The 25,864-nt window shown below is 39.2% G+C and carries 15 protein-coding genes; 6 read left to right on the top strand and 9 right to left on the bottom strand.

Annotated elements, in window-relative coordinates; translation table 11 throughout:
* From KK060_RS14725 to cysS, 7 genes are all read right to left on the bottom strand, one after another.
* Window positions 1-285, bottom strand: a 285-nt coding sequence (locus tag KK060_RS14725) for an FAD-dependent monooxygenase (protein ID WP_254154518.1), incomplete at its 3' end; no start/stop codon positions are given.
* Between the two features lie 166 nt (window positions 286-451).
* Complete coding sequence (locus tag KK060_RS14720; RefSeq protein ID WP_254154517.1) at window positions 452-2,002, bottom strand: RagB/SusD family nutrient uptake outer membrane protein; 1,551 nt, start codon at window positions 2,000-2,002, stop codon at window positions 452-454.
* 18 nt (window positions 2,003-2,020) lie between these two features.
* Window positions 2,021-5,635 (bottom strand): TonB-dependent receptor, encoded by a 3,615-nt coding sequence (locus tag KK060_RS14715; protein ID WP_254154516.1) that lies wholly within the window; start codon window positions 5,633-5,635, stop codon window positions 2,021-2,023.
* Window positions 5,636-5,678: 43 nt separating this feature from the next.
* Window positions 5,679-6,686 (bottom strand): FecR family protein, encoded by a 1,008-nt coding sequence (locus KK060_RS14710; RefSeq protein WP_254154515.1) that lies wholly within the window; start codon window positions 6,684-6,686, stop codon window positions 5,679-5,681.
* 72 nt (window positions 6,687-6,758) lie between these two features.
* Window positions 6,759-7,343, bottom strand: coding sequence for an RNA polymerase sigma-70 factor (locus KK060_RS14705; RefSeq protein ID WP_254154514.1), 585 nt, complete (start codon window positions 7,341-7,343; stop codon window positions 6,759-6,761).
* Window positions 7,344-7,420: 77 nt separating this feature from the next.
* A complete protein-coding gene (gene yidD, locus KK060_RS14700; RefSeq protein ID WP_254154513.1) occupies window positions 7,421-7,642 on the bottom strand; it encodes a membrane protein insertion efficiency factor YidD in 222 nt (73 codons plus the stop codon).
* Window positions 7,643-7,645: 3 nt separating this feature from the next.
* Window positions 7,646-9,154: a cysteine--tRNA ligase gene (cysS, locus tag KK060_RS14695; RefSeq protein ID WP_254154512.1), complete on the bottom strand. Its 1,509-nt coding sequence runs from the start codon at window positions 9,152-9,154 to the stop codon at window positions 7,646-7,648.
* Between the two features lie 404 nt (window positions 9,155-9,558).
* Here cysS and KK060_RS14690 point away from each other — a divergent pair, with 404 nt between their 5' ends.
* The 5 genes from KK060_RS14690 to KK060_RS14670 all read left to right on the top strand — a co-directional run bounded on the left by KK060_RS14690 (window position 9,559) and on the right by KK060_RS14670 (window position 23,118).
* Window positions 9,559-12,813: a SusC/RagA family TonB-linked outer membrane protein gene (locus tag KK060_RS14690; RefSeq protein WP_254154511.1), complete on the top strand. Its 3,255-nt coding sequence runs from the start codon at window positions 9,559-9,561 to the stop codon at window positions 12,811-12,813.
* A gap of 19 nt (window positions 12,814-12,832) precedes the next feature.
* Window positions 12,833-14,572 (top strand): RagB/SusD family nutrient uptake outer membrane protein, encoded by a 1,740-nt coding sequence (locus tag KK060_RS14685; protein WP_254154510.1) that lies wholly within the window; start codon window positions 12,833-12,835, stop codon window positions 14,570-14,572.
* A 160-nt stretch (window positions 14,573-14,732) separates the two neighbouring features.
* Complete coding sequence (locus KK060_RS14680) at window positions 14,733-18,041, top strand: VCBS repeat-containing protein (protein ID WP_254154509.1); 3,309 nt, start codon at window positions 14,733-14,735, stop codon at window positions 18,039-18,041.
* Between the two features lie 36 nt (window positions 18,042-18,077).
* Window positions 18,078-21,617, top strand: coding sequence for a VCBS repeat-containing protein (locus KK060_RS14675; protein WP_254154508.1), 3,540 nt, complete (start codon window positions 18,078-18,080; stop codon window positions 21,615-21,617).
* A gap of 76 nt (window positions 21,618-21,693) precedes the next feature.
* Window positions 21,694-23,118: an FG-GAP repeat domain-containing protein gene (locus KK060_RS14670; RefSeq protein ID WP_254154507.1), complete on the top strand. Its 1,425-nt coding sequence runs from the start codon at window positions 21,694-21,696 to the stop codon at window positions 23,116-23,118.
* A 499-nt stretch (window positions 23,119-23,617) separates the two neighbouring features.
* Here KK060_RS14670 and KK060_RS14665 read toward each other — a convergent pair whose 3' ends face one another.
* Window positions 23,618-24,526, bottom strand: coding sequence for a DUF72 domain-containing protein (locus KK060_RS14665; protein ID WP_254154506.1), 909 nt, complete (start codon window positions 24,524-24,526; stop codon window positions 23,618-23,620).
* Window positions 24,527-24,697: 171 nt separating this feature from the next.
* Here KK060_RS14665 and KK060_RS14660 point away from each other — a divergent pair, with 171 nt between their 5' ends.
* Window positions 24,698-25,291: a riboflavin synthase gene (locus KK060_RS14660; RefSeq protein ID WP_254154505.1), complete on the top strand. Its 594-nt coding sequence runs from the start codon at window positions 24,698-24,700 to the stop codon at window positions 25,289-25,291.
* On the opposite strand, the gene KK060_RS14655 is transcribed toward KK060_RS14660, so the two are convergent.
* Window positions 25,280-25,858 carry a phosphatase PAP2 family protein gene (locus tag KK060_RS14655; RefSeq protein ID WP_254154504.1) on the bottom strand — a complete coding sequence of 193 codons (579 nt, stop codon included), beginning with the start codon at window positions 25,856-25,858 and terminating at the stop codon, window positions 25,280-25,282. The two genes, KK060_RS14660 and KK060_RS14655, sit on opposite strands and share 12 nt — an antisense overlap.
* Between the last annotated feature and the right edge of the window lie 6 nt (window positions 25,859-25,864).

Raw genomic sequence — 25,864 nt, 5'->3', positions numbered from 1 at the left:
GTTTTTATGGGTATAAGGTTCACCTTCAAGTTGCCATCCACCATAAGCAGCGTCCATATCGCCAAAGTGACGGTGAACAGATGCTGCGCCACGCCGGGGCGATTCATAGGACCATTTTAATTGTGTTACATTTTTCGCAGGGTCATACATTGGGCCTGCTTCAAGCATAACAACTTTAATTCCGGCATTTGCCAATGTGAATGCGGCCATGCCGCCACCTGCGCCAGAGCCGATGATACATACATCATACTCTTTTGCATTCTTTTTTATCTGGAAATCGGGCATAGATTTAAAAAATATTGTTCAATGTAATCTTTTGGGTAATAAATGGTAACTATTGTTTGATGAGTGGCTATAGTTATGTTAGGATGTTCTATTTAGGAATAAAAAGTCCCTGCTCCAAATTAAATTTGAAAGCAGGGATACCCAACCCAAAGTAATATTTAACTAGTTACCATCCGGGATTGTTATTACCCTGGAGGCTCGGATTATTTCTGTAATCTTGAGCAGGTAGCGGGAGTAGTAAATGTTTCTCCTGTAAAGTAACATCAGTACTTAAGGTTCCACCCACAAAATCTACAAACGTATTATTCTTGTCGACATAGATCTTTCTTAAGCGCAGCATATCAAAGTATGTAATTCCTTCAAAACACAACTCATGCCACCGCTCTCTCCAGACAGCTTCGCGGAAAGTATTTTGAGTAAAGTCACCAATATTTGGAGTTGTTAATGTTGCCCTATCTCTTATCGCCTTCAGTGCGTCATACGTTTCAGTAGTAGGACCTGTTACTTCATTTTGTGCTTCAGCAAACATCAGGAGAACATCGGCATAGCGAATAAGCGGGTAGTTTAAACCTGATTGTCCTGATCCTGAAGCACCAGGAGCTCCATTAGCAACGAGATCAAAATGTTTGAAAACATAAGGTCTACTTAAGGTAGTAGCTGCACCAGTTCCTCCACCAAGAAAATAACTTGTAAAGAAAAATTGTTTCTCCATAACGCGTTTATCTCCTGCTTCAAATGAAGAGATAAAATTTTCGGTTGGCACGGTTGTACCCACTTCTCCTGAAGCAGTTATGTTAGTGTTGTTCGGTAAAAAGAAGCTTTGATAATCGGCGTTCGCTATTCCTGCAGCGTATTGAATCATGAAGATATGTTCCTTTTTGTTTTCATTGCTGATGTTTCTTAAATCAGCATATTCAGGAAACAGACCAATTTTATCTGGATTTGCATTAGCATAATCAATCACTTCTTTTGCCTTGTCTGCAGCTTTTTGGTAATATTCTGTTCCTCGGTTTAATGGATAACCTGCCATCGTTAAGTAGACTCTCGCCAATAAAGATTTAACAGCGCTCATTGATGCTCTCCCTGTTTCATCTGTCCATGGGAATCCGGCGCTTTCAGCTGCAAGTAAATCGTCAACAATAAGGGAGTAAACTTCTTCCTGAGACGAACGAGGAGGATTTATGTTAGGATCATCAAATGTATAAATTGGTTTTGTAAGAAGCGGTACATTACCCCATAAGCGTACGAGATAAAAATAATAGTATGCTCTCAGAAATCTAGCATGCCCCATAAGTCTTGTTAAATCCTCCGGTTTGATAGAAGGCACGGTAGGAATCCGATCGATAGCAAGGTTCGCATTAGCTACGCCTTCATACAACTGTCTCCACCATTGACTTAGGTGTAAATTATCGCCTGTATGTTGATAACTATAAAGGTTATTAAGATCTGAATTTTGTCCCGTTTCAGTTTCTGCGGTTCCACTGAAAGCTTCAAGCATTTGAAAGTTTGCAGAAAATATACCGGCACCTTCGCTGGGGAATCGCATGTCCTGATAAACACCATCAACTGCCGCCTGAGCCTCACTAAGGGTAGCAAAGAATGTGTCAGGAGCAATGTTGGAAGGGTCTTCTTCTTCCAAAAATTCGTTACATCCACTCGCCACTAATAAGAATCCTGTCATCAGCAGGAGATTAAAGTATCTTATATGTAATTTCATAATTGTCGTTTTTTGATTTTATAAACCTGCATTTATTCCAAACATATAGATAGTAGGTTTGGGGTAATCAAAGAATGTTTGGCCCTGAGCAAAAGGATTTGTATAGGTTGAAACTTCAGGATCGTTTCCTTTGAACTTTGTTGCCAGGAAGAAATTTTGTGCTGAAACGTAAACTCTCAACCTGCTGAGCGCGATGCGTTCTGTTATTGCACCAGGTAAGGTATATCCAAGCACAATGTTTCTTCCACGAATGAAAGAGCCATCTTCTACCCAGTGTGTGTCTACGTTAGAAACATAACCTGCTTTGGAATCGCGAATAGCAGCAATGTTTGTATTTTGATTTTCAGGAGTCCACGCATTAAGTACAGATCTAAAACTATTTGCAAGCCCTGTTCTGTCTTCACCTGAATGGTAAGTCATGTTCAATACATCGTTACCATAAGAATACTGCAGATCCAAGGTGAAGTCAAAAGCTCTGTATCTGATTGTGTTAATCAAGGAACCATACGATTTTGGATTACCATTTCCGATGATCATCCTGTCTTGATCATTAATCTGATAGTCATCATTTCTATCCAGGTATTTTACGTCACCAGGAAGAATGGGTTTTCCTGTTCCTCTGTAAGTGTTTTGACCATACTTTGCAGCTTCATCAGCTTCTTCGGTTCCCCATGTGCCCAAGCGTACCAGGCCCCAAAAAGCACCAACAGGCTGGCCTTCCATAATTACACCAGTCTGGTTGGTGAAGTTAGGGTTTCCAACACCAAAGATGGGAGCAGGAGTAGCCAGCTTAAGAACTTTGTTACGGTTCATAGCGATGTTAAAAGTGGTGGTCCAGTTAAAGTTGTCGCGCTGAATATTTTCTGAAGTGATTGAGAATTCAAACCCTTTATTCTCCATACTGCCTACGTTTCTTACAATGGTGGCATAACCGCTGCTATGAGGTAGTGGTGCATCTAATAGCATATCCGTTGTTTTTCTGTAGTAAACATCTGCCTCCAGGTTTATCCTGTTTTCAAATAATCCTATTTCAAGACCAACATCCGTTTGAGCCGTTTTTTCCCATTGTAAATCAGGATTACCAAGTCGGTTAATTGCTACTGCGGGAACTTTAACATTGTTTGCAACTCCTGTTACGATACGTAGTGACGGCAATGCTGAGTAAGTGCCTATCTCCGAATTACCAGTGATCCCGTAACTAGAACGCAATTTTAAATTAGAGATAACATTATTACCCTTTAAAAACGGTTCTTCGGAAATTCTCCAGGCAAGTGCCGCAGAAGGAAAGAACGCATATTTGTTTGATTCACCAAATTTAGATGAACCATCCATCCTTCCCGTAACTGTCAACAAGTACTTCTGCATAAGATTATAGTTCACTCTCCCAAAATAGGAGTTAAATGCAAATCTTGATCTTCCTGATTCTACAGGTGGTGATGGTAAAAAGTTAGAAGCACTGCCTAGGTTATTTGTATTAATGAAGTCAGAGATAAATGTTTGCGATCTGGCCTGGTACCAGAAAATGTTGGTTTCCTGCCATGAGATCCCTGCCATTGCTGTCAATGAATGGATATCATTAAAATCTTTATTATAAGTCAAGTAATTTTCAAACGACCAAAAAGTTTCACGGTTGTTTTGTAATCTGGCCGAACCTTTTTCATTATCAGGAAATTCATATGTAGGTGTTTGGGGGGCAGGACGTGCCGTATATTGATCTTGTTCTCTTTCCAAGATGTTTGTTCCGACCGTTGATCGTAACTCAAGTCCCTTCGCTAAGTTGAAGTTAGCATAAAAGCTTCCTAAAGTTGTACGGCTTCTGAGAATAAACTTATTATGAAGGAGCTGATCTACAGGATTTTGACCGCCTTCAATGGAGGGTGAGTAATTTTTATTATGAGAATACACACCGTTAGGATAGCGCACAGGAAGAATAGGTAGTGCTTCCGTTATCATCCTAACTGAATTTAAGCCGCCCGTACCATGGTCAACTAAGTTTTCTTCTTGGGTATTATATCCTAAACTTCCACCTACCTTAAGCCAATCCTTTATTTTACTATCCATTACAAATCGGCCGGAGTATCTGGTAAGGTAAGAATTAAGAAGTAAACCGTTGTCATCCCTGAAACCAAGAAACACCCCATAGCTATTATCTGCATTTCCTCCTGTTAAGGACAGTTGGTGATTTTGTGAAAGTTTATTTTGTGTTGACTCCTTCAGCCAGTCGGTATCATACAATGGATTTCCGTTTTCATCGAACAGCGCATACTCACCTCTGTCCTCAGCTCTGTCAAGAGCAGGGTTTCTTCGGTTAGATACGTGCGTATTGGTAATAGGATTCCATCCTGCTGGATCGTAAACTTTTATGTTATCCCACCCTAATTGTTCAACAGCGAGAAATTCTCTTGCATTAAGCATTTCGACACGCTTCGGTCCAATAGTAGGAACACTTAAGCTCATATCGTACGTAATACGTCCTCCTGTTGTGCTCCCTCTTTTGGTAGTGATAAGAATAACACCATTTGCTCCGCGTGCACCATAGATAGCTGTAGCTGATGCATCTTTTAGTATTTCTATGGATGCTATATCGGCAGGATTGATATTATCGATAGCGTTATTCAAAGAATATGATCCTCTAGTTGTTGTTCCGTCAGTTTGAGTTCCCTGCGGCATGATAACACCATCTACAACGTAAAGCGGATTGTTTGATGTGCTAATTGAACTAAACCCTCTGATGCGCACATTAGATTGTCCTCCAGGTCTTCCCGAGTTGATATTTACAGAAACACCAGCAACCCTTCCTGCAAGCGCTTGTGAAACGGATGGAAGTTGCCTCTCTGTTATCTCCTGCTCTTTTACTGTTCCCACAGAGCCTGTTAAATCTGACTTCTTTTGTGTACCATAACCGATAACAACAACTTCATTGAGCGTTTTAACGTCAGCTTTCAAAATAACGTCAACTTGTTGTTGTGCTCCAACAGGTACTTCTTGTGTTATATAACCAATAAAACTAAATACAAGCGTTGCGTCATTTGACGGAACGTCAAGCGAATACACACCGGATGCATCTGTTACTGTTCCTATTGTTGTGCCCTTAACCAGTACGTTAACTCCAGGTAGTGGTGCATTGGCTTCATCTGTTACTTTACCAGTGATAACGATTGCAGGTCTAGCATAAAATAAATTGTTTAATTGAGGTCCTCCAACCGAAGCTTCAAAGTATGTACGATCTACGTCTGCTAAGGGTGCAAAGCCTGAAGCATTTGAATCTGACGGAGGAATAAGTGTTATATTATTTTTCTTAATCCTGTAAGTAATGTTTGTTCCTTCAAGAATCTGATCCAATATCATCCGGATATCGGTACCCTTGATACTGATTGTAATACTCTTTCTTACGGTCTCAATTCTATTATCATTAACAACAAAGTTGTACCGCGATTGCTTTTCAATTGCCTTTAAGGCATCCTTAATAGAAGCTTCCTTGAGCTCTAAAATAATTTCAGGGCTCCCCTGATTACTGGCAAAAGATGTTACATGTGTGCCCAGTCCTAACGTTATTGTAAGAACGAGCAGCTTAGATATCATGGTATACCATCCATGACATCTTCTCTGGTAAGTTAAATAAAGGTTTCTCATATGTTCGGGTTTTAGTTGGTTGTTAGGTTAGTTGTGCTTTAGTTTATTCATATATTAAAATTTGATTGTTTGTTTTTTTCCAGTTCAATCTTGAGGAGAGTTGTATCATCTCCATAATTTCATCAATGGTTTCTTGATGAATAGTCATTGTTAACCTTTCTCTGCTCGCAACCTGGGCATCGACAACAATGTCTACTTTATAGCGGTTTTCCAGTTTAAGGATAATGTCAGCAAGCGGCGTGTTGTCGAATAGAAGTTTCTCTTCTTTCCATGCCGTGTAGTCAGCCGGATCCACTTTTTGCAACACTACTCTATTCTCTTTGTCGTTGACAATGATTTGTTCTCCCGGCACCATAGGGTAGACTTTATCGTCATAAAGAGATAATTCAACTTTACCTTCTTCAAGTGTTGTTTTAACTTCCTGACCTTTGTAAGCGCTTACATTAAAGCGTGTACCTTTCACACGCACAGAGATATTATTAGTCCTTACAATAAAATTTTGATTGTCTTTCTTTTTTACATCAAAAAATGCCTCACCATTTAATTTTACTTGGCGGTTGGTCTTACCGAAGTCGCTGTTGTACTCAATGGTACTACTGCCATTTAACCAGACAAGTGAGCCATCAGGAAGAACTATATGTGTGTTGCGTGTTTGAGAGTTCTCTACAACTATAAGATCTGAAGTTGGAGTAACTACAGAATTATATAGTTTCCAAAGCAGGAGAGATGTAAGCACAAGTATGGATACAGACGCAGCTACTCGCAGGAAGTTGTAGTAGTATTGGCTTATCGTTCTTTGTTTAAAATGCCGGTTCTTTTCTCCATTAATTTTTTCAGAGAGTTTCAGCCATGCGTTGTCAATCTTCTCGGAATTGAACTGATCCAGAATTTTTGTAGTCTGATAGTTCTCGTTGACTTTGTCGAAATATTCTTTGTGCGAAGCATCTTGCATGAGCCAGCTTTTCAGTTCATCAAGCTCCGCATCGCTCAGCTGCTTCTCCAAGAAGCCAGAAATAAGATCGCGATAATATTGGTCAGGCTGAATCCTCATATAGTTATTTGACTATACTACTGATCAACCTTCAGGTACCCTTACACGGTATTAGATAAATTTTTAAAAAAGTTATTTAAGCAACTCAAGAAGGATTATTGTTACGAGGTAATCCTTTAGTTGAACTCTTATTTTTGATAAAGCACGTGACATTTGTGTTTCAACAGTCTTTATCGAAATATTTAATTCATTTGCAATCTCATGGTACTTACGTCCTTCAAACCGACTCAACTCAAAAATTCTTCTGCATTCAGGAGGTAAAGTTTCAAGTACTCTTGAAAAATCCTTTTCAAGTTCTGTTGCGATAAGTGAATCGTGATTGATAGTACCATACTCACCAGAAAGGTAAATCTGCTCAAGTAAAGAGGCATACTTGTCTTTAATTTTATTATGGGCTAACAAACTAAAGCATCCATTTTTAACTGCGGTAAATAGATAACTTTGTATAGATTCATTTTCATTAAGATTGGCTCTGTTTTTCCATATCTTAAAAAAGACTTCCTGAACAATCTCTTCTGCTTCATCCAGATCATGTAAAAACTTGTTAGCGAAAGCACACAGCTGTGGATAGAGCCTCCGGAATAGGAGTTCCATACTTTGGGCATCACCGTTTTTCAGGTTAAGCACCAACTTGCTGTTGTCATGCAGAACTTTCAAACCTTTTCTGTGTTACTGCTAAGCAACAAAAAAATAATCAGGAATACTAGTGTGTGGGCGCACACAATTGGTTACACCTATTTTTTCTTCGGTACCGGATCAAAGCCGCTTGTTCCCCAGGGATGACAGCGGCTGATACGTTTTATGCCAAGCCATATCCCTTTAGTTACACCCCACTCATTAATTGCTTCAACAGTGTAATGTGAGCAAGAGGGAGTATGGCGGCATTGGGCACCCAATAATGGAGATAGGGTTAGTTGATAGATTCGAATCGGCAGTATAAATAATTTCTTAATCATCCTTTAGTTCTCGATGACGTATGTCATCTCCCCGTCTTTGCCATCCATTAGCTTAACACCAATCTTTTTAAGATCATCCCTTATTTTATCAGACAATGAGAAATTTTTATCCTGTCTGGCCTTTTTGCGTAATTCAATAAGCACATTGATTGTACCGGCAAGTAGCTCGTCATTTTGTGCTACTTCTTCAGGTAAACCAAGAACGTCTTCCATGAAGCCAATGTACGCTGTCTTAAAACGATCAAACAACTCATTACTCACGCTACCTATTTTTTCAGGATTAGCCTTAAAATCATTGATCCGATTCGACATGCTGAATAACACAGCAATAGTTTTTGCCGTATTAAAATCATCACTCATACTCGCGAAGCATTCTTCAATTTGTTCCTGAAGTTCCTTTTCCAACTCCTGATCTATGTGTGATGTTGGTGAATGCATTAATCTTTTTACATCTTTTAATGCATAGCCTAATTTTCGATAACCTTTCTCAGCAGCTTGTAATGCTTCGTTGCTGAAATCAAGTGTACTTGAGTAGTGTGATTGCAGCATAAAGAATCGAACAGTGTTGGGCGAGTATCCTTTATCAAGCAGGGGATGGTTACCAGAAAACAGTTCGTGGGGAAGAAATGAATTGCCGAGTGACTTGCTCATCTTTTGTCCGTTCACTGTTAACATGTTTGAATGGAGCCAGTATTTAACAGGAGGTTTCCCGTTAGCTCCTGTTGCCTGTGCAATCTCACATTCGTGATGTGGAAACTTCAGGTCCATACCGCCACCATGAATATCAAATGTTTCTCCCAGATATTTTGTACTCATCACTGTACACTCAATGTGCCACCCTGGAAATCCATCGCCCCAGGGAGAAGGCCACCTCATGATATGGGTAGTAGAAGCTTTCTTCCACAAAGCAAAATCAATCTTCTCCCGCTTTTCGTCCTGGCTGTCCAGTTCACGACCACTTTCCATCAAATCTTCTATTCTCCTTCCGGAGAGAATGCCGTAGTCCGCTGTTTGGTTATACTTCTTTACATCGAAATAAACGGAACCGTTCACAACGTACGCAAGCCCTTTCTCAATCAACTTTTGTGTTATTTCTATTTGCTCAACGATGTGACCTGTAGCAGTAGGTTCTATGCTTGGAGGAAGTATATTAAATTGTCGCATTACTTCATGGAAATCTTCAGTGTATTGTTTTACAATTTCCATTGGTTCAAGCTGTTCTAGCCTGGCCTTTTTTGCAATTTTATCTTCACCTTCGTCCGCATCACTTTCCAGATGCCCGACATCAGTTATGTTTCTTACATACCTTACCTTATAACCTAGATAACGAAAGTAGCGTGCTACAATGTCGAATGTAAGAAAAGTACGGGCATTACCTAAATGAGCCTTGTTATATACGGTAGGTCCGCACACATACATCCCTACTTTTCCTCCATGGATAGGTTCAAATCTCTCTTTTTTACCAGATAGCGAATTGGTTAAGTAAACCGGGTGTTGATCGTAAAGTGCCATAGTTACAAAAGGTTGGCAAAATAGAGAATAATCTATTACTGAGAGTCCAATTCTTTGGTTTAATGATAAGAATTGGCTTTACTCAAAGCGCTAACTCTCAACTGCTACATCTTTCCGCTTTTGTTGTTACACGTAGTTATCTCTCTCTGAGCCTTTACTGAAGTTGGTTTTTTCCTTTAAATGAATTTACAGGATCAACATGAATACAAACCGCATAAAGCATACAGTAATCGCTTTCACTAACGGTTTCACAATCGATTGTGCTAACGATTGAATAACATTTTTTTTGATTTTGCTTTTAAGTGACTATTAAGAATATATACTTTAGGAGCGTGCATTATGCAGAATTCTGTATTGTGTGTGACGCATAACTATCTTTAAATTAACCCAAACCAAAAATGATTATGAAAAAACTCTACAGATCCCTGGGTTTAATAGCCGCGTTAGTGCTGGCATTTACCTCGGCGGCTCTGGCACAAAGGACTGTGACTGGAAGGGTCACTGACGAAAGTGGAAATGCAATGCCAGGAGTGAATGTTTTAATTAAAGGAACATCTCAGGGTACAGCTACGGATGTTGAAGGGAGATTTTCATTGCCCGTTAACAACGATCAGGCGACAATAGTTATTACTTTTGTCGGTTACACTTCTCAAGAAATTGTTGTGGGCTCAAGAACTTCTATTGATGTTCAATTAGCTCCGGATGTAACAACATTATCTGAGTTAGTAATTACAGGTTATTCTGAACAGAGGAAGCGCGATATCACCGGAGCGGTAGCTGTTGTTGACGCAAGTGAATTGAACACCGTCCGCGCTCCCACATTTGGTCAAAAATTAGCTGGTAGGGCTCCTGGTATTACTGTATCTACCTCCGGTCAACCGGGCGAGGGTTCTAACATTCGTATTCGTGGTATCAGTTCCATATCAGGGAATAATGATCCTCTTGTCATTATTGATGGGGTACAGATTCAGGGAGATAAGGCCTTAGCAGGATTAAATCCGAATGACATTGAGACAATGCAAATTCTTAAGGATGCATCCTCAGCTTCAATTTACGGTGCTCGTGCTAATGCAGGAGTAATTATTATTACAACTAAACAAGGTAAAGCAGGCAAGCTTCAAGTGACATATGATGGGTATGTTGGTATCCAAACACCTGTTAAAGGATACAATGACATTTTGATTAAAGACCCTAGGGATTTTGCCCGCGTGCAAATTGCTAAAAATCCTAATATGGTCCATTTCTATGGCGGCGACGCAAATAATCCGGTTATTCCAACTTATTTTTTTCCAACAGCAACAGATGATAGGGGAACAGCAGACAAAGCTGACGACGTGATGGTGCCTGCAACTAATGTTGATGAGAGTGCATATAACTATCCTGATAATTTGATCATGCGATCAAATGCATCTGGAACTGATTGGTGGGATGCAGTGTTCAGTCCTGCACCTATCACAGAGCATAATATCGGCTTATCCGGCGGAAGTGAGAACGCTACCTTTAGTGCTTCGATTGGTTATATGAACCAACAAGGAACAATGGATTATACATACTTTAAAAGATACTCAGCTAGATTAAATAGTAGATTTACACCTGGTAAGAAAATCACAATCGGCCAATCCCTATCCCTTTCTCGATCTGAACAGGTAGATCAACAAGGCGGTAATGGAAATGAACAAAACACCATCACACAAACTGTGTTGATGAATACAATAGTTCCAGTTTATGATATTGCTGGTAATTATGCTGGTGCAAAGACCAATGGCTTTTCTAATGCTAAAAATCCTGTAGCATTTGCTAAACTTAATGAAAATGATAAAAATGAAGATCTTCGGATCTTAGGAAATGTATTCGGAGAGTATAAAATTATAGAGGCTCTTAAGTTTAGAACTAGTTTTAGTGCTGACTTCCGTAATAACTTCTTACCTCAAGCAAACTTTCCTCGATACGAAGATAGAGAAGTTAATAGCAGTAATAGTTACCAGGAAAGATATCAGACTAACTTCAATTGGGTATGGACTAACACACTTGAGTTCAACAAGAAGTTTGCTGATGTTCATAATCTAAGAATTTTAGGTGGGTATGAAGCTGTACAGAACAACTTTAGACAAAATCAAGCCCAGGTAGATAATCTTCAATTTATTGATCTCCCTGTAAGATATTTGAATCTTACGTATTCAACTTTTAACAGTTTGTCAAGTAATAAGCGCGTTGTGTCGCTAGCATCAATGTTTGGGAAGTTAGATTATGAGTATAATGATAAGTACTTGGTAAGCTTCACACTGCGCAGGGATGGAACCTCAGATTTTCTTGAAGACAATCGTTGGGGTGTATTTCCAGCAGCAAGTGTCGGATGGAGGATTTCCAATGAAGCATTCATGCAAAACCTAACGTTCCTAAGTGATTTAAAGTTAAGAGCAGGATGGGGTATCACAGGTAATCAAAACATTCCAACTGCTTACAATGCCTACAATCAATACGGAGGAAGAACTGTTTCTGATGCAGGATATGCAATCGGTGGTGGCAATACACTAACCCGTGGTTATACTCTGTATAGATATGGAAACCCGGATATTAAATGGGAAGAGAATACATCTATGAATATAGGATTAGACGCTTCTATACTTGATGGAAAAATCGGACTCGTATTTGATGTGTATAAGCGTACAATAGATGATCTAATCTATAATCCTCCTTTTGCAGGAGCTGCCGGAAATGCGTTTCCTTCTTACAGGAACGTTGCTTCAATGGAAAACACAGGTTGGGATTTAGGCATCAATTACCGTGGAAACATTACAGGTGACCTTGGATTTAATGCTTCTCTTAATTTATCGCATTACAGAAATGAAATCACTAAACTTGATGGAGAAGCAACATCTGTTTTTCCTGCAGGTATAGACAAGCGATTCGGAGAAGTAAACGTATGGAGGGTAGGTTATCCTATTTCTAGCTTTTATGGATATACAAATGATGGAATTTTCCAAAGTCAAGCCGAGTTGGATGCCGCAGATGCTGCTGATGGAGATGCTAGTTCAGAGTATCAAACTGGCCAGGCCATCGGGAGATATAGAAGGAAAGATATCAATAAGGACGGTAGAATCAATGGTGATGATTTAGGAGTTATAGGCAATCCTCACCCTGACCTTACTTTGGGGTTAACATTAGGATTAAACTATAAGAATTTTGATTTTACTATGTTCTTATACGCGTCTATAGGAAACGATATCTATAACTATAATAGATTATTTACACATTTTGGACAGTTTAATTCTAACGTAAGTAAAGAAGTTCTTACGGATTCATGGTCTGAATCAAATCCGGGAGGGTCATTACCTAAATTAGATGGATCTGACACTTTTGCTAGCCAATCTAGTACAGCCTATGTTGAAGATGGTTCCTATTTAAGGGCACAAAATGTTACCCTTGGATACACTCTTCCAACTGGACGTTCTTTTGGCATTCAATCATTGAGATTCTATGTGCAAACACAAAACTTATTTACAATTACTGGCTACAGTGGCCTTGATCCTGCCCTCTCCAACGTTAATATTGGTGTAAATGTAGATGGTCAAAATCAAAATGACGGATGGACCGGTTATGATCTTGGTAACTATCCATCATCAAGGTCATTTATTATAGGTGTAAATGCAAGATTCTAGCCTTAATCGTAAAACAGACATGAAAAGAAAATATTTAATATACAGCTCTTTTATAATACTTGCTCTTGCCATTGGTGGAGCATGTAGTAGTTCGTTTCTTGATGAGAAGCCTCAAGGTTTTCTGAGCGAAGAAACGTTGAAAAGCGAGGATGGAGTAGATGCAGCGCTAATTGGTGCATATAGTCTCCTCGATGGTATGAACCTCGACAACAATAATACTTGGAGTGCAAATCCATGGAATTGGATTCTAGGTAGTGTTCCCACGGATGACGCATACAAGGGATCTGAGCAAACAGATTTTCCTGAAATTACTCAGTTGGAGATATACCAATGGTCTGCTGGCAATGCTATCATGAATGATAAGTGGGTGCAATCCTATGAGGGTGTTAAACGTGCTAATAACACACTTAAACTGATGTCTCAAACAGACGGTATTGCAGGGGATAAACAAAAGACTATTGAAGGTGAGGCCCGTTTTTTACGTGCATACTATCACTTTGAATTGTATAAAGTTTGGGGGAACGTACCTTATTTCACAGAAGCTGATGGTGAAAACTATATAAAATCCAACGTTGGTGTTACTCCATTGGCTAATGCAATTGCAGATGTAGAAGCTTCTATACCTCTGCTTCCGGAAACACAAAAGGAGCGAGGAAGAGTTGACAGGTTTGCTGCCCGTGCTTTTCTAGGGAAGATGTATCTTTATCAAGACAATGTTGATGCCGCGATAGCTACAAAAGCTAAAGAGCAACTCGATATTGTGGTAAATGCTAAAAAATTAGCACCTTGTTTAAAAGATGTTTTCCAGGTGCCAGGAGAAAATCATGAGGAGGTTCTGTTTAGCGTACAGGCATCTACTAATGATGGTGGTAATTCGCGTAATGCTAACTGGCTAAATCAATTAGCATTCCCTGCGGGGCCTCAATTTGGGTGCTGCGGATTTCATCAGCCATCTCAAGATCTTGTTAATGCATTTAAAGTTGACGCAAATGGTTTACCCGACACTGATTTTGATACTTCTGACGACGCTGATTTAAACGCGACTTCAGATTTTGTCGATCCTCGTATTGATCTTACGATCGGTAGAGATGGAGTGCCATTTCTAGATTGGGGTGTTCATGCTCCCAATTGGATAAGGGATAGAACCTTCTCTGGTCCTTACAGCTCTAAAAAGCACATTCATTATAAAACTGATGGAACATCCAGCGGAGGATGGAATAATAACGCGTACAACGGTATAAATTACCCTATTATAAGATTAGCGGATGCAATGTTATTATTAGCCGAGGCGGAAGTGATACTGGGAAATCTAAATCGTGCTGAAGAACTTGTGAACCTGATTAGAACGCGTGCTGGTGCATGTGCTCAAGGTCCTGCATCAGATGATATAACTGGTGCTGCAGTTATAACTACAGATATAGACAATCCTGCAATAACATGGGCTAAGTATAAGGTAGAACCTTATCCAACAGGTACATTTGTAGCTAATGGCCCGGAGTTCGCAAAAAATGCAGTACGTATGGAAAGAAGGCTGGAACTTGCTTTAGAAGGACACAGACTTTTTGATTTAAGAAGATGGGGAGTTGCAGCTGATGTCTTGAATAAGTTTGTAAATAAAACAAAAGCGTCAAGGACATATTATTCAGATGCAGATGCTTATGATAATGTTAAGCACAGATGGTATCCAATTCCCCAAGCACAAATTGAGGCGAACACGCTAAACGGAGAGCGGATTTTGAAGCAGAACGATCCTTGGTAAAATAGAAGCCTATAATAGTCAAATAGAAGGAGGCAGGAAAACACCTGCCTCTTTTTATTGTAGATTTTATAGCTCCTTGATGATTATTAAATTATAAGCGGACTAGATTTTTAAGCATTCGAACTTACTTATCTTTGTAATTCTAAGCCTAACTACCTTCATGAGAACTTTCTCTTACTGCCTCCCAATTTTCTTCTCGCTTTTACTCATAAGTTGCAACAGGAAGAATAACCCGGAAAAATTATTTACTCTCCTTTCTCCTGAGGATACTAATGTTTCGTTTACCAATAGTGTTGAAGACACAAAGGAGTTTAATGTCTTTACATACCGTAATTTCTATAACGGAGGTGGTATTGCTATTGGCGACATTAATAACGATTCGTTACCGGATATTTATTTTACTTCTAATCAAGGAAAGAATAAACTCTTTCTGAATAAAGGAAACTTTGTATTTGATGATGTTACAGACCTCGCAGGTGTTGGTGGAACAAAAAGTTGGAGCACAGGTGTTGCAATGGCTGATGTTAATGGAGATGGCTTGCTCGACATTTACGTCTGCAATTCTGGAGATGTAAAAGGAGCAAACAAGGAAAATGAATTATTTATTAACAATGGTGACCTCACCTTTTCCGAACGTGCGGCTGAGTTTGGATTGAATGATAAGGGGTATTCTACACATGCCTCTTTTTTTGACTATGATCAGGATGGTGATCTTGATTGCTATATATTAAATAATAGCTTTAAATCCATTGATAGGGTTGAACAATTCTATGTGTCCAGGGAGGTAGTAAATGCAGACGGCGGGGATAAGTTGTTGAGGAATGATAACGGCGTATTTACTAATGTTAGCAAAGAAGCTGGCATTTATGAAAGTGCTATTGGTTTTGGTTTGGGCGTTTCAGTTGGAGACATCAACGGCGATTCATATCCGGATATTTATATCAGTAATGATTTTTGGGAAAGGGATTATCTGTATATCAATTTAGGGAACGGTAAATTTTCTGAGGAAATAATTAGTCGTACAGAGGTGATCTCAGGTTCTAGTATGGGAGCTGATGTGGCGGATTTAAACAATGATGAAGCTCCTGAGATATTTACAACTGAAATGTTGCCTGGCGATAATAAACGCCTCAAAACAATGATACGTTTCGAAGAAACGAATATCAAGGAGTTACGTGTTCGGTCAAGTTATCATTATCAGCTTCTTCAAAATTGTCTTCATGTTAATAATGGTCAGGGTAATTTTCAGGAGTTAGCTTTTTTAACGAATATGGCGGCAACGGATTGGAGTTGGGGTGCGCTTATGTTCGACATGAATAACGATGGATGGAAGGATGTATTTATTTCAAACGGAATCTACAAGGACATCACTTCAATGGATTTTGTTGATTTCATCACAGATAAAGATAACGTAAAACGCATAGTAAGGGAGAAAGGAAAGTTTGATTACACGGACCTTCTTGAGCAACTTCCGTCTACCAAGATTCCAAATTACGCTTTTATCAATAAAAAGAACCTGGTGTTTAGCAGCAACGCGGACTCTTTAGGGCTAGGGGAACCATCGTTTAGTAACGGAGCTGCTTATGGTGACCTGGATGGAGATGGAGATTTAGATCTCGTTGTTAATAATCTAAATATGCCTTCTCATATCTATAGAAATAATACACAAAAGAAAAACTATCTGAAAGTTGCATTAAAAGGCCCATCTAAAAATTATTATGGAATAGGTGCAAAAGTAAAAGTGTTTTCGAAAGGCTATGTTCAGGTTCTTGAAAACTTTAATGTTAGGGGGTATCAGAGTTCTATAGAACCACAATTACTTTTTGGCCTCGGCAAAGTAGAAACAGTTGACTCTTTACAGGTTATATGGCCTGATAAAAAGGGGCAGGTAATTTATAATGTAAAAAGCAATCAGAGATTAACGTTAGATCACGCAAAGGCTGATCGTTTTTTTCAAAAGGATGAGATCAAAAAGCCTGTGTTGTTTAGTGATGAAACTGAGAAATCTTTAATTGGAGATTATAGGCATAAAGAGAATAACTTTAATGACTTTGATTACGAGCGCCTTCTATTAAGAAAAGTTTCTACAGAGAGTCCGAAAATTTTGAAAGGTGATCTTAATGGAGATCAAATGGAAGATTTTATGGTGCTAGGTGCGTATGGTGATCCTGACAAGCTCTACTTTCAACAAAGGAATGGTCAGTTTAAACAGAGTGTTCAATCTGTATTGCTCTCTGATTCTACTTATGAAAGTACGTGTGGCATTTTCATTGATCTGGATAAGGATGGCGATTTGGATGTTTTAATAGGCTCCGGAGGTAATGAATTCAACAGGGGAATAAACGCGCATATGTTGCGTTACTATCAGAATGACGGAAAAGGAAAACTGAAGAAAATGCAGGAAAATGTCCCCCGCGCTATTGGTAATTTTTCGTGTATTGTGGCTGAGGATTTTGATAATGATGGTGATGCAGATTTGTTTATTGGCGGAAGAATTGTGCCAGGCAACTATGGACTAAAACCAAGAAGCTTTTTGCTTCGTAATGAGGGAGGTCGTAATTGGACTAATATAACTCCTTTTGAATTGGCAGGTGTAGGGATGGTTACAGCTGCTGTTTGGAGTGATTTCAATGGAGATGCCAAGAAAGATCTCATTGTGGTTGGTGAATGGTTGCCGGTTATGGTTTGTCATAACACAGGTAATGCTATTGAAGCACCGACTAAACTTCCTGATTCAGAGGGATGGTGGACTTCAATAGAAAAAGGAGATATTAATGGAGATGGAAAAGATGAATATATATTGGGTAATTGGGGGCTGAATTCAAAATTCAGAGCATCGAAAAGCAGACCGATAACTATGTATGTAAAGGATTTCGATCAGAATGGAAAGAGTGAGTTTATTATAAACTGGTATCCACCTTTGGAAAATACGCCTTATCCGTTTGCTTCAAAAATGGATATGACGGCTCAATTACCTCAATTGAAGAAGAATTCTATTCGTTATGAAGATTATGCAGGTAAAACATACGAAATGCTTTTTAAACCAGAGCAACGACAGGCAGCAGATGCCTATAAAGTGGTTGATCTCAGAAGTGCAGTTCTTTGGAACGAAGGGAATTCACGAATTAGAATTGAAGCGTTACCAATACAAGCTCAAGTATCGCCTGTAATGGCAATTGTAGCGGAGGATTTGGATTCGGACAATAATCTCGACTTACTTCTTTGCGGAAATATATATGGGTTGAAGCCAGAGGTAGGACGACAAGATGCTAATCATGGTGTTTTTCTAAAAGGAGATGGTAAGGGCGGATTTAGATATCTTACTCCTGAGGAAACTGGTATCAATATAAAAGGGGAAGTAAGGGATTTGAAAATAGTTACTTCAGGGACAGAAAAGGCAATTTTGGTTGGTATTAATAATAGTCCTGTAAAGGTGTTTAAAAGATCTAATCCTGTCTTGAATAAATAACAATACGTATCCATGAAATTAGGCGCATTTTATATTATGAGATCACAGCAGTATTGGTTATTAGTGGTATCAATCCTTATTGTAAGTTGTAAAAAGCCTTCGCAAACACTTTTTGAATTGCTCCCAGCGGGGGAGACTGGAATTAATTTTAATAACGTAATAACAGAGAGTGATTCGTTTAATATTTTAACTGAGGAGTACTTATACAATGGGGGTGGGGTTGCTGTTGCTGATTTCAATAATGATGGCTTGCAGGATATCTTTTTCACTGGAAACCAGGTTCCCAATGAACTTTATCTTAATAAGGGTAACTTAAAATTTGAGAATATAAGCGAGAAGTCGGGTATTAAAATAACGGATGGTCGATGGAACTCAGGAGCTGTTGTAGTAGATATCAACAATGATGGATGGAAAGATATTTATGTAACCACTACAATGAGTCCTGATTCTTCTTTGCGGAAGAATATGCTTTTTTTGAATAAGGGACTGAAAGACAATGTGCCTGTTTTTGAAGAAGTAGCCGAGCAGTATGGTATTGCTGATTCCGGGTACAGCACGATGGCTGCATTTTTCGATTACGACCTGGATGGCGATCTTGATCTTTACGTACTTACCAACCAACATCTCAGAAAGTCTCCCTCTGATTATAGAATTAAAATTGTAGATGGTAGTTCGCCTAACAACGATAGGCTTTATCGGAACAACGGTAATGATACATTTACTAATGTTACAAAGGAGGCTGGTATAGTTTATGAAGGCTATGGGTTAGGTCTTGCAATGGCTGATTTTAATGCAGATGGATGGCCCGATATTTACGTTTCTAACGACTTCCTCTCGAACGACATTCTTTACATTAATAATGGCAATGGTACTTTCAGAAACGAGAGTCCTACTAAGATAGCGCACCAAAGTCATTCTTCCATGGGAAATGATGCGGCGGATTTCAATAACGATGGACTTACTGATATTGTTACTTTAGACATGCTTCCTGAAACAAACAGCAGGAAGAAATCTACTATTAATAACAAGAGCTATCTTAATAATATCAACAATGAGCGATATGGCTATGAGTATCAGTATGTGAGAAACATGCTTCATGTTAATAACGGATTGAATAAGGGTATTAAGTTTAGTGAGATCGGACAACTGGCAGGCATTCACCAAACGGAATGGAGCTGGGCTCCGCTTTTTGCTGATTTTGACAATGATGGATATAAAGATCTCCTGGTTACCAATGGATTTCCTAAGGACATTACTGATAAAGATTTCTCTAATTATAGAAATGATGTTGAGCGGTTTGTGAAGATTTCAAACCTGATTGATTCTATTCCTGTTATAAAGATTTCTAATTATGCCTTTAAGAATAATGGCGATCTGACTTTCACTGACATATCAAAAGTATGGGGTTTTACGCAACCTTCTTTTTCAAATGGTGCTGCATTTGCTGACCTTGATAATGATGGTGATCTTGATTACATCGTTAACAATATCAATGATAAAGCTTTCATTTATAAAAATACATTAACCGATAGATCAGGAAGCGATACTACGCATTATATGCGTATTAAACTGGTTGGCCCTTCGCCGAATAAACAAGCGCTGGGTACCAAAGTTACCTTGTACTATAACAAAGGGTTAATGCAGAGCTTCGAACACTATGTTGCCAGAGGTTATTTGTCGTCAGTAGAAGATATAATCCATGTTGGATTGGGTGATGCTACCATTGTTGATTCCATATCAATTGTATGGCCAAACGGAAATTTACAGCAATTAAGAAATATACGTGCCAACCAGGTTCTTACTATTACTTACGATAGTCAATCGCGCAAAGCAACATTAAACGATGTTGCTGATGCTGGTTACTTTAGTGACGTTTCGAAGCAATTAAATTTGCGCTATAAGCACCAGGAGGATGATCGTATCGACTTTAATATTCAACGTACGTTGCCCCACAAATTTTCACAATCTGGACCTGGTATAAGCATAGGAGATGTAAATGGTGATGGACTTGAAGATGTACTGATTGGTGGCTCTTTCGGTTATGTTACTTCGGCTTTTATTCAAAAGATGGATGGAACGTTTGTAAAATCAGAAGTGCCAAAGAATAGTTTTTCTGCGTCGGAAGATGAAGGCATGTTATTGTTTGATGCTGATAATGATAATGATCTTGATCTATATGTAGTAAGCGGAAGCATTGAACACGAACCCGGATCAGTCTACTATCAGGACAGGCTTTATAGAAATGATGGGAAGGGTAAGTTTACCTTAGATACTAAAGCCATTCCAGATGGCAGGGTAAGTGGCTCTTGCGTAAGAGCTGCCGACTTTGATAGAGACAATGATCTTGATCTTTTTGTTGGTGGCAGGGTTGTGCCGGGAAGTTATCCGTATCCGGCAAAGAGTATTTTGTTACGTAATGATAACGGTTCGTTTACTGACGTAACAGCAACGCTTTCGCCTGAATTAGAAAATGTTGGAATGGTTACAGATGCGTTGTTTACAGATTATGACAATGATGGTAAACCCGATCTGATTGTAGTGGGTGAGTTCATGGCTGTTACTGTATTTAAAAATGAAGCGTCAGGCTTTAAGCGAATAACAGGAACAGGACTTGAAACTTTGACGGGATGGTGGAATAGTATTGTTGGCGGAGATTTTGACAACGATGGCGACACTGACTACATAGTTGGTAACCATGGCACCAATAATACGTACCAGGTTCATCGCAACCTGCCATTGAAGATAATTGCAAAAGACTTTGATGGAAACGGAAGCGTAGATGCCATATTGGGATGTTACATTAAAGAGTCGCTTACAAGTGATGTTAGGAAACTTTATCCGGTTCACTTCTGGGATGAAATAAATTCACAAAGCCCACGGTTCAGGAAGCAGTTTACACGATACAGTCAGTATGGTAAAACTACGTTAGATAAATTGTTCAAGCCCGAGGAATTAAAAGATGCGCTTGTTCTTGACGGAAATTATTTTTCATCGAGCTATATCGAAAATACTGGCAATGGTAAGTTCAAGGTTTCTCCGCTACCGCTACCCGCACAAACATCGCCAGTTAATGGATTGGTAACAGGAGATATCAATGAAGATGGGAACCTGGATGTAATGCTTATTGGTAACGATTATGGCAATGAAGTATTTTCAGGGCGTTATGATGCATTGACGGGTGTTGTTCTTATGGGCGACGGTAAAGGCAATTTTAGCGTATCGTCAAGTGCTAAAAGTGGTTTCTATGTGCCGGGTGATGCTAAAGCCCTTGCCAGACTTTCTACAGCCAACAGCGATTATTTTATAGCTACCCAAAACATTGACAGCATCAAGGTGTATAAGCATAGCGTTGCTCGAGCCTCCAGCTTATATACCCCTGAACGATCTGATAGCTATGCCGCTGTTACACTGGCAAATGGTGCTAAACACAAGGTGGAATTTTATTATGGTTCAGGATATCTTTCACAATCATCTCGGGCGTGGCGGATTCCTAAAGGCACTGTTGAGTTTACGGTATACGACTTTAAAGGCAACAGCAGGGTAGTGAAAGACGTAAATTTAAATGCCGGTCTCTAAACAATTGAGTGGTAATGGGAAGATCTAGTGCTTTAGGCATCTGTTGTTTCATAATTATTTGTATTGCTAATCTTTCATGTCAGATAAAAAGTCAGAGAACCTGGCTAAAATATATTGCAGTAGCTGTCATCTTTTTCCTTCGCCTGAATTGCTTGATAAAGAAACATGGGCCAAGAGTGTGTTGCCACAAATGGCTTTCAGAATGGGCTTTAAAGAACATAGACGACTCTCTGATTTCGGGCAAGAGGATGCCCTTGCTATATTAAGTTCGATACCCGCTCAGCAAATGGTATCAGACGGAGATTGGAAACTGATAACGGAGTATTATGTAAGTAAAGGACCTGACGCACTTTCTATACCCATTAAAAATGTTGATGATACACTTCACCTGTTTCGTACACTGGCCCTATCATCTATTAAGCTGCCTTTCATTACCCTGTTGAAGTATGACTCCGGACATCAGGCGTTGTATGTAGGCACACGCCTGGGCATGTTGTACAAGACAAATCATACACAAAAGATTCTTGACTCAACACAATTGCCAAGCACACCGGCCGACTTGAAAATAAGGGCTAACGATATGGCTGTTGGCTTAATGGGCAGGATGGACCCTAATGATCAGGTCAAGGGAAAACTGATTCAATTGTCAGACAACATGAAGGAACAACGCCAGATGCTTGATTCATTAAAACGTCCGGTGTTCTTCGAGCAAGCTGATTTTGATAAGGATGGTATTGATGATTTTGTAGTATGCAACTTTGGTAATTATACGGGCGGGCTGATTGTATATAAAGGAAAACCTAACGGAAAATTTGAGAAGTTTGTTCTTTATCCGCTTGCAGGTGCACGTAAGGTATTTCTAAACGATTTTAATAACGATGGCTTTGTTGATGTAATGGCGTTAATGGCGCAAGGCGATGAGAAGCTGTCGATATTTTATAATCATGGAAAGATGGATTTTAATGAAAAAATCATTCTCCGTTTCCCACCCGTGTATGGATCTAATTATTTTGAGACTGCTGATTTTAATGGTGATGGATATCTGGATATACTTACCACGAATGGTGATAACGCAGACTTCTCTATGATACAAAAGCCTTATCACGCAGTGCGCATCTTTCAAAATGATCAGAAGAATAACTTTAAAGAAGTTTGGACACATGCTATGCCAGGGGTATCACAGGCCGTGGCGCGTGATTTTGATAATGATGGTGATTTAGACATCGCAGCGATTTCATTTTTTCCTGATTATAAGACCCGTCCTGAACAGAACTTCGTCTATTTCGAGAATACCGGTAATCTTCAATTTAAAGCTTCGGTTGTTCCTGAAACCATACGCGGCCGATGGCTGGTGATGGAAGCTGGAGATTACGATAATGATAATGACATTGATATCTTCCTTGGGGCGTTTAATTTCAATGAAGTAGGCAATGAGGTTCTTTTCGGTCGTCGGCAATTTAATAGTGATGCTGTTCTTATTTTGAAGAATACATTGTATTAGTAGGGTATAATTGCAGTACAGTTACTACTGGAATAGAGAATGCTAGATAAATGGATACGAACTTTATTTAAACACCAAATCCACAATTGTTATAGCTTCTGTTAGCGGTTAGCCTCATTTAATTCGTTATATCTATTTTTGGAGAGTTAATATTATCTCATCAAATGATGCGGCACTATATTCATGATCACCCAAAAATTGTGTTGTAAGCGTTAATAGCTCGCTGTAAGCTATAAGTTTCCCACTAGTAACCCATCAGAGTGCCTGGGGGATGACTCCGGTATATCCCCGGTATCCTTCGGTCAAAACGATTGTAACCCAACATCACCGTAAGCATGCAGGAGTCATTTCCCAGTCAATCTAATGCTATTCTATTGCTTTTCAGTAGGTTAACTACTTTAAGTCAAAAACTGGTTTCCGAAGAAAAGAAACCTCAAAAAAAGGCTGAATTTAGTTTTATTAATGAAAAGAGAGCGTTGAAGAAGTTATTAAACAATAGTTATACGAATAACGGATCGTTGCCTATGAACTGCGGTACAGGGATGTTGGTGTGGCAGTGCATGTTCACTTGTTCGATAACATATTTACATAATTCGGGCGAGTGTATTTCTTCATGCTGATGCATGAAAAAGTAAATGGCTTGTGCTCCGTTTTCCATCCATGTTTTTATTCGTTGCACCCAATCATCAACACGCATATAGTCAGTAGGATGGAGGCCGTTACCCACAAACCGGATAAAAGCTTCTGGTGTTGTGAGCCGCATGTGAACACAATCTCTTCTTCCGGAGGCATCGGTGATGATGGTGCCTACGTTGTTTTCTTCGAGCATGCTGAAAACAGCTTTTGATGCTTCGGCATCAGCAAACCATTGGGCATGCCTTAACTCGATAAACAGCTTGATATCTTTCGGTAAAGATTTTACAAAAGCTTCGATCGTATCTATAGTTTTCGGTCCCATGCCCGGGTGAGGCATAAGAAAGACGGGGCCTAGGTTGTCACCAAACCCGGAGATTCCTTCCAGGAATTGATCAACTTGTTTTTGTGTTTCTTTAAGTCTTCTGATATGGGAGATCTGGTCAGTAAATTTGGGGCAGAATCTAAAGTCTTTTCCTACTTTACTTTTCCATCCGTTTGTTTGAGCGAAAGTTGGTATCCTATAAAAGGTTGCATTTAATTCTATGCTGTTAAAGTGCCTGGCGTAGTGATTTAAAAAGTCTCCTTCCTTTGTTCCTTTCGGATAGATTTTACCTACCCAGTCTTTTCTGCCCCACTTCGCACATCCAATAAAAATTTCTGTGGGTACATTCCTTTTGTGCGCCTGAAGGAGTTTTAAAGTTTCAGCATTGTCAGGCGGTAGTTTAAAATCTACACTGTCAAGCGTTTCTTGTGATACCCGGCCAAATTCCATATTGTTGAATTAAAGTTTTAAGCTAGATGTTTTAATGTTTAATAGAAATAAAAACATCAGAATTAAGCATAATGTTTTAATCGAGGTTGACTGGTATTTTTCTTAACGGGACTAGACCCTGGCAAGCGCAGTATGCAGAACAATGCTTAAGTTTGTGCAAACTTTTAAGGAATGTTTACAGGAATTATTGAAACGGTGGGGGAGCTTCTCGAAATAAAGGATGAGGGAACTAACCGTCATTTTAAAATCAGAAGTGCTATTACACCAGCATTAAAAATAGATCAAAGCGTTTCTCATAATGGCGTTTGTCTTACCATTATAAAGATAGAATCTGATGATTATTGGGTAACTGCCGTTGATGAAACATTAAAGAAATCAAGCCTTGGTGGACTGAAGCGTGGAAGTAAAATAAACCTGGAGCGTTGCATGGTTAACAACGGAAGGTTTGATGGCCATATTGTGCAGGGGCATGTAGACCAAACGGCTTTGGTTACATCTGTACAAAATGAAAACGGAAGCTGGCTTTATGACTTTGAGTATGATACGTCTTCTGGTAATATTACTGTTGAGAAGGGTTCTATTGCTGTAAATGGCGTGAGCTTAACATGCTTCAATAGCAGGGTAAATGCGTTTAGGGTAGCAATTATTCCTTATACTTATGAACATACTAATTTTCATGAGCTGAAGAAAGGTGATACAGTTAACCTGGAGTTTGACATTATTGGAAAGTATGTTAAACGATTATTAGAGAAATCAGGTAACTGAATTTTTACGTTTGGTAATGTTGCCCAGCCATTGCGTAAACTTAAATCCTGCAAAAGCTGCGAGAACACCAATGAGTATACCTGCAACGATATCTCCAGGGTAATGAACACCTAAATAGATGCGTGAGTAGCTTACGACAGCTGCCCAGATAAATAAAAGCAAGCACCATTTTAAATTCTCTCTGAAGATGAGCCATATAAAAGTAGCGAGGCCAAATGTATTGGCGGCATGGCTTGAGGCAAAGCCGTACTTGCCACCTTTGTATCCGTTGACGATGTGAACCAGACCTTCCAGGGAAGGTTCGCGTGATGGACGTAATCGCTGTGTTATCGGTTTTAAAACACCACTGGCAAACTGATCAGCAATAACTATAGTTATTAAAATTCCCAACAGGGGAAGCCAACTATCATTCCTGTATTTTCTTAAAATTAAAAAAAGCAGTAACAAGTATAGGGGTACCCAAATAATAGTTTGGGATATGTACATCATTACTTGATCGAGTTCTTCGCTGTGTAAACTATTTAAGAGAAGAAAAAATTTTTTATCTAGTTCAATAAGATGTTCCATTTAAGG

Origin of the sequence: Chryseosolibacter indicum, from assembly GCF_018598585.1 — a bacterium.
Classification (GTDB): domain Bacteria; phylum Bacteroidota; class Bacteroidia; order Cytophagales; family Cyclobacteriaceae; genus Chryseosolibacter; species Chryseosolibacter indicus.
This window is presented reverse-complemented; position numbering and strand designations above follow the sequence as displayed.